The following is a 15,314-nucleotide window of genomic DNA, read 5'->3' on the forward strand; positions in this document are numbered from 1 at the left end:
CGGGGGTCATACCGGCATTGGCGCCATCAGTTCGGTTTCCTCATCTCCCACGACGGAAGTGTAGAAACACGATCGGCGGTTGGTGTGACAGGCCGCCCCCTCCTGACGGACCACGGCCAACAGACAATCGCGATCGCAATCCACCCGCAGATCAACCAGTTCCTGCGTGTGGCCCGATGTTTCACCCTTGATCCAAAAAGACTGTCGCGACCGCGACCAATAGGTCACGCGCCCCGTTTCCAGCGTTTTCGCAACCGCCTCGGCATTCATCCAGGCCATCATCAAGACCTCGCCGGTGCCCTCGGCCTGCGCAATACAGGGGATCAGCCCACGGTCGTTATAGACCAAAGTCGAAGGATCGAAGGACATATGCAAAAACCTTTTTGAACCGTGTGTCTGAACGCCTATGTATGGGGCAGCACGGAAAAGGAAAAGCCATGTCTGGCGAGAACGACCTGATCAAGCTCTACTCGGGCAAAATTCTTGAACTGGCTGCGGATATCCCGCACCTGTCACGTCTTGATGCGCCCGGTGCCACCGTCAAGAAACGCTCGCCTCTGTGTGGGTCAACCGTCACTGTTGACCTGACCATGATCGACGGACAGGTTTCGGAATTTGGTCAGGACGTCAAAGCCTGCGCTTTGGGGCAAGCGGCAGCATCGGTTGTCGGTTCTGCCATTGTCGGTTGCACCGCCGAGCAGATCGAGCAGGCCCGCGACGCACTTCGCGCGATGCTCAAAGAAGACGGCCCCACACCACCCGCCCCCTTCGACGGCCTCGAAGTGCTGCGCCCGGCGCAGGCTTACAAGAATCGACACGCTTCCATCCTGCTCGCTCTTGAGGCCGCAAGCGAAGCGGCCCGGCAGAGCGAAAGCGCGCATAGCGCCTAGCGGGTTTTCGGCTTCGCGCCTGTTTGCCTGCACATCGCCACCAATGCAAAAAAAACCGCCGCGCTTCCGTATGGAAGGCGGCGGGCAGTGACGCGTCTTGTTTGATCCCGGGGCGCTTGGCGATCAGGCAGGCCAAGCTGGGGACAGGCAGCGTATCGGGACAGGTGATACGCAACGCCCGGGATGAAAAACGCAGGCAGAAATTGAAACCTCAGACGATGGTGGGCAGGTGCAGCGCGCCGACAAGAATGACCATCAGCGCCGTTGCGCCCAGAGCATCTTGCCAGAGTGTACCGTTCTGACGGGCTAGTGCTGATTTCACTGTCTCGATCATGGTGCGCTCCGTTGCCTTCCTTCGTGTTGCACCTTTGTTCTCATATCCTTAACGCCGTGTAAAGAACTTTTTGAGAACAAAAGCGAACAAAATGGATTTTTATAGAACGCGGCAGGAACAAACAGCGGTCAATTGCGCGGCTCAGCCCACTCCGATCAGACGAATTGCTTCGTCCTGACGCATGAGCCACAGCAACAAACGGGCCGCTTTGCCGCGTTCGCTGCTCAGACCGGGATCCTGTTCCAAAAGCGCGCGCGCGTCGCTTTGGGCAACGGCCATCAGCGCGGCCTGCCGCTCCAGATCTGCGATCTTGAACCGCGGCAACCCCGATTGGGCCGTTCCGATCAGATCACCTGCCCCGCGCATTTCAAGGTCAACCTCAGCGATCCGAAATCCGTCTTCGGTTTCGCGAAGGGTAGTCAGCCGGCGCGATCCGGTTTCCGAAAGCGGAGACTGATACATCAGCAGACAGGTACTCTCCGCTTCTCCGCGCCCGACACGTCCACGCAACTGGTGCAACTGTGCCAGACCAAAGGTCTCGGCGCGCTCGATCACCATGATCGAAGCGTTAGGCACGTTGACACCCACTTCGATGACCGTTGTGGCCACCAGAACCGAGGTTTTGCCAGCCACGAAATCCGCCATGGCCGCGTCTTTTTCCGCAGGCGGCATTTGTCCGTGAACCAGCCCGACAACCCCTTCGCCCAGCGCGGCCCGCAACCGTTTGAACCGCGCTTCGGCCGCGATCAGGTCGGACACTTCGCTTTCTTCAACCAAAGGGCAAACCCAATAGGCCTGTCTGCCCTCGGCTACCGCGCGGCGCAGATGGTCCACGACCTCGTCCATCCGTTCAGTCGACACGAGGGCAGTCTTGACGGGTTTGCGCCCGGGCGGTTTTTCGTCCAACACCGAGACATCCATGTCGCCATATTGCGCCAATGACAGGGATCTGGGGATCGGCGTTGCGGTCATGACCAGAACGTCCGCCCCCTGCCCCTTTTTCCCGAGCTCCAGCCGTTGCCGAACGCCAAAGCGATGTTGTTCGTCCACGATAGCCAGACGCAGGTCAGAAAAAGCCACGTCTTTTTGAAACACAGCATGCGTGCCCACCAAAATCTGGATGTCACCGCGTTCCAGTGCTGCCAGTTTGGCCCGGCGTTCCGCACCCTTGTCGCGCCCTGTCAGCAGCTCGAGCACCACGCCCGCCTCTTCGGCCAAGGGTTGCAGACCCTCCAAATGCTGGCGCGCCAGGATCTCCGTCGGCGCCATCATAACGCCCTGGCCGCCGGCCTCGACCGCGACGAGAAGTGCCATGAAGGCCACCAGTGTTTTGCCAGCCCCCACATCGCCCTGCAACAAACGGTTCATCCGGTCCGGATCCGCCATGTCAGCCGCGATCTCGTCCATGGCGCGCAGCTGCGCACCCGTTGGCTTGTAGGGCAGCTGCGACAAAACCTTTGCCCGCAAGCGACCATCGCCCGTGGACACGATCCCGCTGATCTTGCGCCGGTCCGCCCGCGCCAGAGCCAGCGTCAACTGATGTGCCATCAGTTCATCATAGGCCAGCCTCGCCCGGATCGGAGCGGTGGCTGCCAGATCGCCCTGCCCCTGCGGGTGATGTGCCTCGCGTATCGCCTCGGCCCATGTGGGCCAGCCTTCCTGCTCACGCTGGGATGGATCAATCCACTCGGGCAACTCTGGCACGCGGGTCAAGGCATCGGCGACGGCCTTGACCATCAGCTTTTGAGTCACGCCCGATGTCAGCGGATAAACAGGCTCAAACTCAGGCAGATCGGCGATGTCATCGTCGCGCAGGATATGATCGGGGTGTACCATCTGCGGAACGCTGTCGAACAATTCGACACGCCCTGAAATCACCCGTGTTTGCCCACTGGGCAAAACCCGCCGCAGGTATTCATCGCGGGCATGAAAGAACACGATCTGAAACCGCGTTGCTGCATCATCTGCTTCGATCCGGTATGCGCCCCCCCGGCTGCGCGGGGCCCTGTGCTGGCCAATCTGCGCCCGCACCGTCACGATCCCCGGCAGATCGGCCCCCTGAACCGTGTCGCGAAGCCGGCGGTCAATCACCGAATAGGGCAAGGTATAAAGCAAATCACGCGGTGCCAGCACATCCAGATGCTCCAGCGCGGTCGCGGTCTTGGGGCCGATCCCGTCCAACCCCTTGATGTCCGCAAACAGCGGCCAGAGTGGTTCGGGCCGCCCGCTCATCCGCCGATCAGCTCCAACCAGCCGTCTTCGTCCAGAATGGTCAGGCCGAGATCGCGGGCCTTCTTTTCTTTACTGCCCGCGCCCGGGCCCGCCACGACGATATCGGTCTTGGCCGAAACCGAGCCAGACACCTTGGCCCCAAGGCTCTCGGCGCGTGCTTTGGCCTCGGCGCGGGTCATCTTTTCCAAGGTTCCGGTGAACACCACGGTCTTGCCTGCCACTGGTGATCCATCGGTGTCGGGCCGTTCTTCATCCTGAACGTCAAGATGGGCCACCAACCGGTCAATGGCCGCGCGCTCGTTATCCTGATTGAAGGTCGAGACCAGCGATTCCGCCAACACGCTGCCGACGCCGTCGATGGCCAGCAAATCATCCCAGGCCGGCCCCTCAAGTGGCGCGGCCTGTTCAACCGCCGCTTCAAAACTGGTCCAGTTGCCATAGTGACGGGCCAAAAGGTTGGACACCTGCTCCCCCACATGCCGAATGCCCAGCGCAAAGATGAGACGGCCCAGCCCGATCTTGCGCCGTGTATCAATCGCATCGAACAGGTTCCCGGCTGACTTTTCGCCCCAGCCTTCCTTGTTCCTGAGCTGTTGAAGCCCACTGCCAAAGCGTTCTCGGAGCGTAAATATATCCGCAGGCTCGGCTATCCAGCCGTCGGAATGGAACTGTTCAACCTGTTTGGCCCCCAACCCTTCGATATCGAAGGCAGAGCGCGACACGAAATGTTTGAGCTTTTCGACCGCTTGTGCCGGGCAAATCAGCCCGCCGCTACACCGCCGGACCGCATCACCTGCCTCGCGGATCGCATCCGATCCACATTCGGGGCAGAGCTGTGGAAAGGCATAAGGCACACTATCCGCAGGGCGTTTTGACAAATCAACATCGGCAACCTTGGGGATCACGTCACCGGCGCGGTAGACCTGCACCCAGTCGCCTGCCCGGATGTCCTTGGGCGCGCCCTTTTCATCGGGACGGATCGGCACACCCTTGGCGTCGATACCAGCAATGTAGTCTTCGTTGTGCAATGTGGCGTTCGACACCACCACCCCCCCGACCGTGACCGGGTTCAGTCGCGCAACCGGGCTCAGGGCCCCGGTTCGACCCACCTGAATGTCGATGGCTTCAAGGGTGGTCCAGGCCAGTTCAGCAGGGAACTTGTGTGCGATTGCCCAGCGCGGCGTTGTCGAGCGGAAGCCAAGCCGTGCCTGAAGCGCGAGATCGTCAACCTTGTAGACCACACCGTCGATGTCATAACCCAGCGTGGCCCTGCGTTCCTCGATCAGGCGGTACTGCGCGATCATCGCGCCCGTCGTTTCACAAAGCGCCGTCAATGGATTGGTCTGAAATCCCATATGAGCCAGCCGTTCAATCGCGGCCATCTGCGTTTCTGCCAAGGGGGCGGACAGTTCACCCCATGAATAGGCAAAGAAACGCAAAGGCCGATCACGGGTGATCGAAGAGTCCAACTGCCGCAAGGAACCCGCTGCAGCGTTCCGCGGATTGGCAAACTGTTTGCCACCGCGTGCCTCTTGGCGCGCGTTGAGGTTTTCAAAGTCGACTTGGCTCATGTAAACCTCGCCGCGCACTTCCAGCACATCGGGCGCGTCAGCAATCCGATGTGGGATGTCCGCGATGGTCAGGGCATTGGCCGTGACGTTTTCGCCCTCAGCGCCATCGCCGCGCGTGGCGGCCTGAACAAGGCGCCCCTGCTCATAGCGCAAAGACAATGAAAGACCATCGATCTTCGGCTCAGCCGTGAACCCGAGCGGGGCCGACTCGGCCAATCCCAGATAGCGTTTGATCGAGGCCACAAAGTCAACCACGTCTTCATCTTCGAAAGCATTGGAAAGGGACAGCATGCGCACCGCATGGCTGACTTTGGAAAAACCCTCGGCAGGTGCGGCGCCGACTTGGTCGCTGGGGCTGTCTGAGCGCTTGAGCGTCGGGAACCGTGCTTCAATCGCAGCGTTGCGCTTCTTCAGCGCATCGTAGTCAGCGTCACTCAGATCCGGGGCGTCATTGGTATGATAGGCCGTGTTCGCAGCCAAAAGAGCCTGCGCCAAACGCGCCAGTTCGGCGGCGGCCTCCTGCTCTGTCAGTTCCTCTACGGCTTTCAGCTCCATGGCCCGCCCCCTCGGTTCGCAGCGTTAAGCGAAGTGATAGGCTTGGGCCGGGGTACAGTCCAGTCTTTGGCGCAGGATCGAGCCCCTCAATGACCGGTGGGGGTGCGGGAAACAGGCTCTGCGCCGTTTCCCGCTGTTCTTCAGGCGCTGGCTGCCAGTCTGCCGCTTTGGTCGTGAACCGGATCGGGATCGCGCAGAACATATCCACGCCCCCAGACCGTTTCGATGTAATTGTCGTCCCCTGTCGCCTCGGACAGCTTTTTGCGCAGCTTGCAAATAAAGACATCGATGATCTTGAGTTCAGGTTCATCCATGCCGCCATAGAGATGATTCAAGAACATCTCTTTGGTCAGGGTGGTGCCCTTTCGCAGGCTGAGCAGTTCAAGCATCTGATATTCCTTGCCGGTCAAATGCACCGGCTTTCCGGATACTTCGACTGTTTTGGCATCCAGATTGACCGCCACTTTGCCTGTTCGTATGATGGACTGGGAATGCCCCTTTGAACGGCGAATGATGGCGTGAATGCGCGCAACCAATTCGTCCCTGTGGAAAGGTTTGGTCAGATAGTCATCGGCGCCGAATCCAAAACCCTTGATCTTGTTTTCGGTGTCATCTTCGCCCGACAGGATCAGGATCGGCGTATCAATACGCGCCACCCGCAGCTGCCGCAGAACTTCGTAACCGTTCATATCGGGCAAATTGAGGTCCAAAAGGATCAAATCGTAATCATAAAGCTTCGCCAGATCGATGCCCTCTTCTCCAAGATCGGTGGAATAGACATTGAGGTTGGCATGGCTGAGCATCAGTTCGATACTTTTTGCCGTGGTAGGATCATCTTCCACCAAAAGAATGCGCATGGATGTTCTCCGGAAAGTGAGTGGTTCGTGAACTGAAAAGAACCCTGTTCGAAATTAGTTAACGCCTCCTTACTGTAGTGGAAAAAACCAAACGATCAACTTAAGGTTGTCTAAATTTCTGAATCTGGGTGGTTTTGAGCGCTTCTTCGCCATGCAGAGTCGCGGCCTGCATCCATGACTGCAGTTCTTCTTCGCTCAGACCATAGCGCTCCAGCGCTTCTTCCATTGGCAACAGCCCATATTCCACGGCTTTTACGACCGTTGCCTTGCGCGATGCCACCCAGCGGCGTGTGTTGCGTGGCGGCAGATCAGCCCGTGTCAGATGGCCGCCGTTGGGCAGTTTTACCGCGCGCGGCCCGTCAATTTTCTTGAGATACATGTTATCCCTCGTCCTTTGGCTGATGACATCAAGCCTGCGCGCGCTTAACAGCCTCTAAAACACCCCCTTGAGAATGCTTCGGATTTTCCTATATTTCCGGACAATTCCACGGAGAACTGAATGCCCTATGATGCCGAAAGGCTGAATTCCCTTGGCTTTCCCAAGGCCCCTGCCGAAACCCGCGTGGTTGTGGCCATGTCCGGTGGCGTCGACAGCTCAGTTGTCGCGGCACAGCTAAAGGACGAAGGCTATGACGTTGTCGGCGTGACGCTGCAGCTCTATGACCATGGCGCAGCCCTGGCCAAAAAAGGTGCGTGCTGTGCCGGGATCGACATTCACGATGCGCGGCGCGTGGCCGAGGAAATGGGCTTTCCGCACTATGTGCTGGATTACGAGAATATCTTTCGCGATGCGGTGATCGAAGAGTTCGCAGACAGCTATCTGGGCGGCGCAACCCCGGTGCCTTGCATCCGCTGCAACGAGCGGGTTAAGTTCAAGGACCTGCTGGAGACCGCAAAGGATCTGGAGGCCGATTGCATGGCAACGGGCCACTATATTCAGCGCAAGACCGGAGACCATGGACCCGAGTTGCACTCGGCCGTCGATGCGGGCCGCGATCAGAGCTATTTTCTGTTTTCGACCACCCCCGAACAGCTGTCTTTCCTACGCTTCCCACTGGGGCATCTGCCAACCAAGGACGCAACCCGCGCGCTGGCCGCGAAATACGGTCTGGCCGTTGCAGACAAACCGGACAGTCAGGATATTTGCTTTGTGCCCGATGGCGACTACGCCGGCGTGATTGAAAAGCTACGCCCCGGCGCCGCCGAACCCGGCGAGATCGTACATGCAGACGGGCGGGTGCTCGGCACACATCGCGGCGTTATCCACTACACCATTGGCCAGCGGCGCGGGCTGGGCATCGGCGGCCTGTCTGAGCCGCTCTACGTGGTCAAGCTGGACGTGGATACAAAGACAGTGGTCGTTGGTCCGAAAGAGATGCTGGCAACCCGTACCATCCCGGTGCGCGAAATCAACTGGCTGGGAGACGAGCCGTTTACATCGCGCGATGCATGGCATCTGGCCGTGAAGGTCAGATCAACCCGCCCGCCACGCGACGCCATCATTCGCCCGCTGTCGGACACCGAGGCCGAAGTTGAACTTCTGACACCCGAAGAAGGGGTATCGCCCGGTCAAGCCTGCGTGTTCTACGCGCCCGAAGGATCACGCATTTTCGGCGGTGGCTGGATCTGGCGCGGACACTGATCGTGTAGCGCCCAAGAGCTTGGCGGACCGGCATACGAGAGGGGCACCGTGAAACCGGGGGGCCAGCCCCCCGCGCCCCCCGGGATATTTGCAGCACAAAGAAGCACATGCGAGGGGCGATCAATGAAGATTGACCGCCAAGGTTTCGCGGTCAGCTGCCGGGTTCTTGATACACACCCTGTTCCTTGAGCGCATCCACCACCTCTTTGGGCATGTAGGTTTCGTCGTGCCGTGCCAGGATTTCCTGTGCAACAAAAACGCCATCTACGTAGCGCCCGGTTCCGACCATGCCCTGATTTTCCTCGAAAAGGTCCGGCAGAACGCCGGTATAGGTAACCGGAACCACGGCACCGCCGTCGGTCACATTGAACCGGATCGTTTCGCCGTCGCCGCGCACCAGACTGCCTTCTTCGACGAGACCGCCAATGCGGAACACTTCGTTTGGCTGAGGCGGCTCTTCGACGACCTGACTGGGCGAGCGGAAGAAATTGATCCCGTCGCGCATCGCGTACCCGATCAGCGCAGTCGAAACCACCAACGCCACCGCCGCGAGGGCAATCACCTGAATCCGGCGCTGTTTCTTGAGCGATTTCAGAGCCATGGGGCCCTCCTACATAGGCTTTGCGCTCTATATAATCGAAATGACGCCCAATGGGGAGAGGCCCGCGCGGAATGTCACAGCTTGGCAGTCTGTCCAAGGCACGGTAAGGCGAGTCTAAGGGCAAATCAGAGGACGGCGCGATGAAAGTGGCCATCGCCACATCGGACTATTTCGTGATGGGCGAGACGTTCATCAACCGTCACATCGAACACATGTTCGGCGGCAATACGGCCGTGATCTGCGGGCGCCACAATGGTCAGGATCCACTGGGCAAGCCCCTGTTTACCCGCCGCGCCCCCCTGAGCGCCAAGGACAAGATCCTGGCGCCCTTCGCAGCACTGACCGGCGCGGCCCTGCACGGCACCTCGCGGCTGCCCTTCGGAGACAATCGCCAACGCCTGATGACCTTTCTGAAGGATCAGAAGGTTGACGTGATCCTGGCTGAGTTCGGGACACAGGCGCTGGTTCTGGCCAAACTCGGCAATGACATGGGATTGCCGGTCTACACCTATTGGCGCGGCACAGACGCATCAGCTGCGCTGCGATCGCGTCAGCGGGTTCGGTCCTATCGGTTGATGATGCCCCGACTGGCGGGAATGTTCTCGGTCAGCCAGTTTTTGCTCGACAACCTTGCAGCGCATGGAATTGCGCACACCAATGCGCATGTGGTGCCCTCTGGCGTGGATATCCGCCGCTTTGCGCCCGGAGCCAAAACCGCTGGCAGTTTTCTCGCCGTCGGACGGATGGTTGAAAAGAAAGCGCCTCAGATCACGCTGCGCGCCTTTGCCAAGGCCGCGCAGGACCGGGACGCCCATCTGACCTTTATCGGCGACGGGCCGCTTCTGGAGACCTGCCGCGCGCTGGCCGCAGAGTTGGGCGTGGCTGAACAGGTCACCTTCACCGGCGCCCTGCCCCATGCCGAAGTTCGTGATCACCTGGTCGAAACCGAGGTATTCCTACAGCATTCCATCACCGCCAAGAACGGCAACACCGAAGGTCTGCCCACCGCGATACAGGAGGCTCTGGCCTGCGGCTGCATCACGCTGTCGACACGGCACGCCGGCATCCCCGAAGCCGTGGAGGACGGGCAGAACGGATTGCTGGTGGATGAATGGGATGAGAGCGGATTTGCTGCAAAGATCACTCAGATTCTGGATATGCCGGATAGATCGGCCATGACGCGCGCTGCACGGGCAACCGCCGAGGCCAAATTCGACAATGCGCAAGGTTTGGCACGGGTCGAAGCGGTCATCCGGAACGGACCAAAGCGGTCTGATTGACCTTTTAGCGCAACCATGGGCGCTGCCATCTTGCATGGCGCGCGCGCTTCCGGCACATTCTGAACAACTGTTCAATTCACGCAGACCGGAGGCACCACCATGGATTTTGCCCTTTCCGAAGAACAAACCGCCATCTTCGACATGGCGCAGGCCTTTGGCCAGGAGCATATCGCACCCTATGCGCGCCAGTGGGAAGCCGACGGAACAATCCCCAAGTCACTCTGGCCGCAATTGGCCGAGCTGGGCTTTGGCGGGCTGTATGTATCCGAAGAATCCGGAGGCTCTGGACTGTCGCGGCTCGATGCGACCTTGGTTTTCGAAGCCCTCTCCATGGCATGCCCCTCGGTCGCGGCCTTCCTGTCGATCCACAATATGTGCGCACGCATGATTGACAGCTTCGGGTCGGACGATCTGAAGGCGCGCGTTTTGCCAAAGGCTCTGACCATGGACATGGTGCTGAGTTACTGCCTGACAGAGCCCGGGTCCGGATCGGATGCGGCGGCCCTGAAAACAAGGGCGGAAAAGACCAATGAAGGATACAAGCTGAACGGAACAAAGGCCTTTATTTCAGGCGGCGGCTATTCTGATGCCTATGTGGTCATGTGCCGGACCGGCGAGGACGGGCCAAAAGGGATTTCTACGGTCATCGTCGAAGATGGCGCAGCAGGTCTGAGTTTTGGCGGGCTTGAAGACAAGATGGGCTGGCGTTCGCAGCCGACCGCGCAGGTTCAGTTCGACGACTGCGTAACACCTCATGACATGATGATTGGCGAAGAAGGCCAAGGCTTCAAATACGCCATGGCCGGATTGGATGGCGGGCGCCTGAACATCGCCGCCTGTTCGCTGGGCGCCGCGCAATCCGGTCTGGATGCGACGCTGGCCTATATGGCCGAGCGCAAGGCCTTTGGCAAAAGCATCGACCAATTTCAGGCCCTGCAATTCCGGCTTGCGGATATGGAGATCGAATTGCAGGCGGCGCGCACCTTCCTGCGGCAAGCCGCGTGGAAACTGGATACCGGCGCGCCGGATGCCACCAAGTTCTGTGCCATGGCCAAGAAGTTCGTGACCGAAGCGGGCAGCAAGGTCGTCGACCAATGCCTGCAATTGCACGGCGGCTACGGATACCTTGCCGATTACGGCATCGAGAAACTGGTACGTGATCTTCGTGTGCATCAGATCCTCGAAGGCACCAATGAGATCATGCGCCTGATTGTGGCACGGCAGATGCTCGCGCGGTGAACGTCACCCCACAATGACACTTGCCACCTGACATCGGCCAACCTGGCCATCGGAGTTTTGCACCATGACCGACATTTTGATCCGCACCGAAGGCAAAGCGGGGCGCATTACCCTGAACCGGCCCAAAGCTCTCAACGCGCTCAGCTATGCCATGTGCCTTGCGATTGAAGAGGCACTGGACCGGTGGGCCAAAGATGATTCCGTTGCGCTGGTCGTACTGGACGCCGAAGGCGATCGCGCCTTTTGCGCGGGTGGTGACATTCAGGAAATGTACGACACAGGCACCGCCGGAGACTATGACTATGGCCGCCGGTTCTGGCGCGACGAATACCGGATGAACGCCAAGATCGCCGAGTATCCAAAACCCATCGTCAGTTTCCTGCATGGCTTTACCATGGGTGGCGGTGTGGGCTTGGGCGGGCACTGTAGCCACCGCATCGTTTGTGAAAGCACACAGATCGCCATGCCTGAATGCTCGATCGGTTTTGTACCGGACGTGGGCGGATCCTACATTCTCGCCAAGGCGCCCGGGCGTCTGGGCGAATACCTGGGACTGACTGCAACACGCATGGGTCCGGGGGATGCCATCCACGCAGGTTTCGCCGACGCTTATGTGCCCGAGGCCGAATGGGACGGCCTCAAATCCGATCTTTGCAGCACCGGCGATGTTGCGGCCATTCCCCAGCACCCTGCCCCGGACAGCCCCTTGGCAGATCAGCAGGCCGAGATCGATCGCTTGATGGGCACAGAAGATCTTCAGGGCATGCTCAACCAACTGCGCGGCGACGACAGCGAATTTGCTGCCAAGACCCTGTCCAAACTGGAACGCATCGCGCCGTTGTCATTGGCTGTGACCATCGAGATGCTTCACCGCCTACGCGGGCCGTCGCTCAATATTCGCAAGGCGCTGGAACTGGAATATCGGGTCAGCCACCGGGTCATGGAGCACGGCGATTTTCTGGAAGGCATCCGTGCGGCCATCATCGACAAGGATCGCACCCCGAAATGGCGACACACGCTGGACAAGGTGCCGGCTGTTGATGTCTCTTTCATGCTGCGGCCCCTTGGCAAAGAGGCCTTGCAATTCGAACGGGAGGATACAGGTATGAACATCGGTTTCATCGGACTGGGCAACATGGGTGCACCTATGGCCGCCAATCTGGCCAAGGCTGGGCACACCGTGGTCGGTTTTGACGTCGCCGGGACGGCCGCCGAGGGATGCGCGCAAGCCACCAGCGCAGTCGAGGCCGCCACAAATGCCGATGTGGTTATCACCATGCTACCGAACGGAAATATCCTGCGATCGGTCGCAGACGAGATCGTTCCGGCCATGAAATCCGGGGCTGTCCTGTTGGACTGCTCGACCGTCGACGTCGAAAGCGCACGCGCAGTTGCGGAACAGGCCCAGTCTGCCGGGTTGGGTGCGCTGGATGCGCCCGTGTCGGGCGGCATTGGTGGCGCCGCAGGCGGGACATTGACCTTTATGGTCGGCGGCAGCGGCGACGCCTTTGACATTGCAAAACCGCTGTTCGACATCATGGGGCAAAAGGCCGTGCATTGCGGTCCGGCTGGAAACGGTCAGGCCGCCAAGATCTGCAACAACATGATCCTTGGCGTAACCATGATCGCCACCTGCGAAGCCTTTGCACTCGCTGACAAGCTCGGGCTCGACCGTCAGGCGATGTTCGACGTGGTTAGCACCTCGTCGGGGTATTCCTGGACCATGAATGCCTACTGCCCTGCCCCCGGCGTCGGTCCGCAATCCCCGGCAGACAATGGCTATAAACCCGGGTTCGCCGCAGATTTGATGCTCAAGGATTTGCGTCTCGCACAGCAGGCCGCCGAGTCTGCGGATGCCGACACGCCGATGGGCGCAGCCGCGATGGCGCTCTACCAAACCTTTGTTGAAAACGAAGATGGTGCCGGTCAGGATTTCAGCGCAATGCTGCCCCGCTTCGAAACACGCGGACGCGATTGATTTGTGCAAAAATCGGGACAATTCCGGCGCAAGGCTGGAATTGTCCCGAACCATGCCAAGTGGAAAACAGGCAAATCCGTCAATAAAACAAGGGTTTTTCAACAAACCCAATTGTGGCGCAAACAGCCACAACAAATTTCCGGCTGCCCCAAAGTTAACGTGGAAGTAACCTAAACAAACCACTTCCATTGGCCACTTTGTCCTCAAGAGCGCAACAAATCGCGCCACAGTTGAGGACGAGTAAATGCCAACGGCAACCGAGCTACCGATTGATACAACGGCCACCGCGCTGGACATGGCCAATGAGATTTTTGGCAGTGGCGCGACGGTCAATTCCGCCACCTACTTTGGCGATAACAACGCTTCGGGCATCTACTCGAACGGCGACGTGGTTTCGCCCTTTGCAACGCCGGGTGATACCGGTGTCATTCTGTCGACGGGCAACGTAGCAGATTTCACCAACTCGGACGGCACCACCAACACCAACACCAGCGCAGGCACCAGCACAAACACTGCCGGTGTGGATGGCGACGCGCAGTTCAACGCCCTCGCGGGCGGAAACAACACCTTTGATGCAGCCATCCTGGAAGTCGACTTTACGCCAACCGGTGACACGCTGACCGTCGATTTCGTGATCTCGTCCGAAGAATATCCGGAATACATCAACTCTCAGTACCTCGACGCTGTCGGCGTCTGGGTCAACGGTGTTCAGGCAACTGTCTCGATCGGTGACGGCTCTGCGTCTGTTGGGAACATCAACGGCGCACAGACGCCCAACCTCTATAACGACAACGCCGCTGACCAGTACAACACCGAGATGGATGGCTTTACCATCACCCTGACGTTTGTCGCCCCTGTAAACCCCGGCGTTGTGAATACGCTGCGCATTGGTGTGGCCGATGTCTTTGACTCCAGCTACGATACCAACCTGTTGATTGCAGGCGGCTCTGTTCAGGCAACCATTGTTGCGCAGGACGACTCGGTATCGCTCGGCAACAACGACACCAAGACACTCGACGTGCTGGACAACGACAGCTCAACCGGTGGAACGCTTACCGTCACACAGATCAATGGCACAGCCGTCAGCGCGGGCGATACTGTCACGCTGGCAACCGGGCAGTCCATCACGCTGAACGCCGACGGAACATTCGAGATCACTGGCGACGGCGATGCGGAAACCGTCTACTTCACCTATGAAATTCAAGACGCTTCCGGCAATTTGGATACGGCCGTCGTCGAGGTTACGCAGGTGCCCTGCTTTGTGCATGGCACCTACATCGATACGCCCGAGGGACCCAAGCTGATCGAAGACCTGCGCCCCGGCGATCAGGTCCTGACACTGGACAACGGGGCCCAGCCCATTCGGTGGATTGGCCAGCGCACGGTACCCGCCGTTGGCAATCATCGTCCGATCCGCATTCGCAAGGGTTCCTTTGGCGCATCACGGGACCTGATGCTGTCTCCGCAGCACCGTGTTCTGATTGCGCATTACTGGGCCGAGCTGATGTTTGGATCAGACGAAGTGCTGGTCAAGGTCAAGGATCTGGTGAACGACGCAACCGTGCGCCCTGTAACCGACATGGAAACCGTAACCTATTTCCACATCCTGTTTGACGAACACCATATCCTGACAGCGAACGGTGTGACCTGTGAAAGCTACCTGCCGGGGCCTGCCCTACAGGAACAGTTTGATCCCGACACACAGGCCGAAATCATTTCGTTGTTCCCAGAGCTGAATGAAGGGTTCGAAAACTACGGCCCTGCCGCCAGAACGATCTTGAAAACACCCGAGGCCGCAGCGCTGTGCAGTGCCATTGCGGCATAATGGCAGGATAACGCCAAGGTGATCCTCTAAGTATTCCGTTTTCAGAATGTCTTGGTATGATGATCGCTGTATCAACAGTAGCATCAGACAGGATTGAGATTATGAAAAAGAATGTTGGCGGCCTGGATCGCATCTTGCGCATTGCCTTTGGCGCGGCGCTGCTGCTTGGATTTTTCCTCAACGCAGACGCAGCCTATCGCTGGGCATATCTTTTGGGCATTATTCCACTGGCGACGGGTCTTATTGGCACCTGTCCGCCCTATGCCCTGCTGGGTATCAACACCTGCAAAGTAAAAAACTGAAACGAATG

At 59.1% G+C, this 15,314-nt stretch carries 14 protein-coding genes and 1 pseudogene; 8 read left to right on the forward strand and 7 right to left on the reverse strand.

Annotated elements, in window-relative coordinates; translation table 11 throughout:
- Window positions 1-6: 6 nt before the first annotated feature.
- Entirely contained in the window at window positions 7-369 is a 363-nt protein-coding gene (gene hisI, locus PFY00_RS07675; protein ID WP_271431952.1) for a phosphoribosyl-AMP cyclohydrolase, read from the reverse strand.
- A 68-nt stretch (window positions 370-437) separates the two neighbouring features.
- Between hisI and PFY00_RS07680 the strand changes: the two genes are divergently transcribed.
- Entirely contained in the window at window positions 438-890 is a 453-nt protein-coding gene (locus tag PFY00_RS07680) for an iron-sulfur cluster assembly scaffold protein (protein ID WP_271431953.1), read from the forward strand.
- A gap of 211 nt (window positions 891-1,101) precedes the next feature.
- On the opposite strand, the gene PFY00_RS07685 is transcribed toward PFY00_RS07680, so the two are convergent.
- From PFY00_RS07685 to sciP, 5 genes are all read right to left on the reverse strand, one after another.
- Complete coding sequence (locus PFY00_RS07685; RefSeq protein WP_271431954.1) at window positions 1,102-1,224, reverse strand: hypothetical protein; 123 nt, start codon at window positions 1,222-1,224, stop codon at window positions 1,102-1,104.
- Window positions 1,225-1,365: 141 nt separating this feature from the next.
- Window positions 1,366-3,456, reverse strand: coding sequence for an ATP-dependent DNA helicase RecG (recG, locus tag PFY00_RS07690; RefSeq protein WP_271431955.1), 2,091 nt, complete (start codon window positions 3,454-3,456; stop codon window positions 1,366-1,368).
- Window positions 3,453-5,582 (reverse strand): NAD-dependent DNA ligase LigA, encoded by a 2,130-nt coding sequence (gene ligA / locus PFY00_RS07695; RefSeq protein WP_271431956.1) that lies wholly within the window; start codon window positions 5,580-5,582, stop codon window positions 3,453-3,455. Before ligA ends, recG begins: the two co-directional genes overlap by 4 nt.
- A 140-nt stretch (window positions 5,583-5,722) precedes the next feature.
- On the reverse strand, window positions 5,723-6,439 hold the full coding sequence (gene ctrA, locus PFY00_RS07700; protein ID WP_271431957.1) for a response regulator transcription factor CtrA: 717 nt from the start codon (window positions 6,437-6,439) through the stop codon (window positions 5,723-5,725).
- A gap of 100 nt (window positions 6,440-6,539) precedes the next feature.
- Window positions 6,540-6,818, reverse strand: a complete 279-nt coding sequence (gene sciP, locus PFY00_RS07705) for a CtrA inhibitor SciP (protein ID WP_271431958.1) — start codon at window positions 6,816-6,818, stop codon at window positions 6,540-6,542.
- 120 nt (window positions 6,819-6,938) lie between these two features.
- On the opposite strand from sciP, the gene mnmA reads away from it, so the two are divergent.
- Window positions 6,939-8,081: a tRNA 2-thiouridine(34) synthase MnmA gene (mnmA, locus tag PFY00_RS07710; RefSeq protein ID WP_271431959.1), complete on the forward strand. Its 1,143-nt coding sequence runs from the start codon at window positions 6,939-6,941 to the stop codon at window positions 8,079-8,081.
- Between the two features lie 151 nt (window positions 8,082-8,232).
- On the opposite strand, the gene ccmE is transcribed toward mnmA, so the two are convergent.
- Window positions 8,233-8,682: a cytochrome c maturation protein CcmE gene (gene ccmE / locus PFY00_RS07715; protein ID WP_271431960.1), complete on the reverse strand. Its 450-nt coding sequence runs from the start codon at window positions 8,680-8,682 to the stop codon at window positions 8,233-8,235.
- A 140-nt stretch (window positions 8,683-8,822) separates the two neighbouring features.
- Between ccmE and PFY00_RS07720 the strand changes: the two genes are divergently transcribed.
- The 6 genes and pseudogenes from PFY00_RS07720 (at window position 8,823) to PFY00_RS07740 (ending at window position 15,306) form a co-directional block, all read left to right on the forward strand.
- Window positions 8,823-9,962, forward strand: a complete 1,140-nt coding sequence (locus PFY00_RS07720) for a glycosyltransferase (protein WP_271431961.1) — start codon at window positions 8,823-8,825, stop codon at window positions 9,960-9,962.
- A gap of 99 nt (window positions 9,963-10,061) precedes the next feature.
- Window positions 10,062-11,201, forward strand: a complete 1,140-nt coding sequence (locus PFY00_RS07725) for an acyl-CoA dehydrogenase family protein (protein WP_271431962.1) — start codon at window positions 10,062-10,064, stop codon at window positions 11,199-11,201.
- 64 nt (window positions 11,202-11,265) lie between these two features.
- A pseudogene (locus tag PFY00_RS18970) lies at window positions 11,266-12,225 on the forward strand (enoyl-CoA hydratase/isomerase family protein); the annotation flags it as partial.
- A 27-nt stretch (window positions 12,226-12,252) separates the two neighbouring features.
- Complete coding sequence (gene mmsB, locus PFY00_RS18975; RefSeq protein ID WP_333908204.1) at window positions 12,253-13,179, forward strand: 3-hydroxyisobutyrate dehydrogenase; 927 nt, start codon at window positions 12,253-12,255, stop codon at window positions 13,177-13,179.
- Window positions 13,180-13,423: 244 nt separating this feature from the next.
- Entirely contained in the window at window positions 13,424-15,004 is a 1,581-nt protein-coding gene (locus PFY00_RS07735; protein ID WP_271431964.1) for a Hint domain-containing protein, read from the forward strand.
- Window positions 15,005-15,102: 98 nt separating this feature from the next.
- Window positions 15,103-15,306 (forward strand): YgaP family membrane protein, encoded by a 204-nt coding sequence (locus PFY00_RS07740; protein WP_271432216.1) that lies wholly within the window; start codon window positions 15,103-15,105, stop codon window positions 15,304-15,306.
- The last annotated feature ends 8 nt before the right edge of the window (window positions 15,307-15,314 follow it).

This window comes from Thalassococcus lentus (assembly GCF_028023555.1).
GTDB lineage: Bacteria > Pseudomonadota > Alphaproteobacteria > Rhodobacterales > Rhodobacteraceae > Thalassococcus_A > Thalassococcus_A lentus.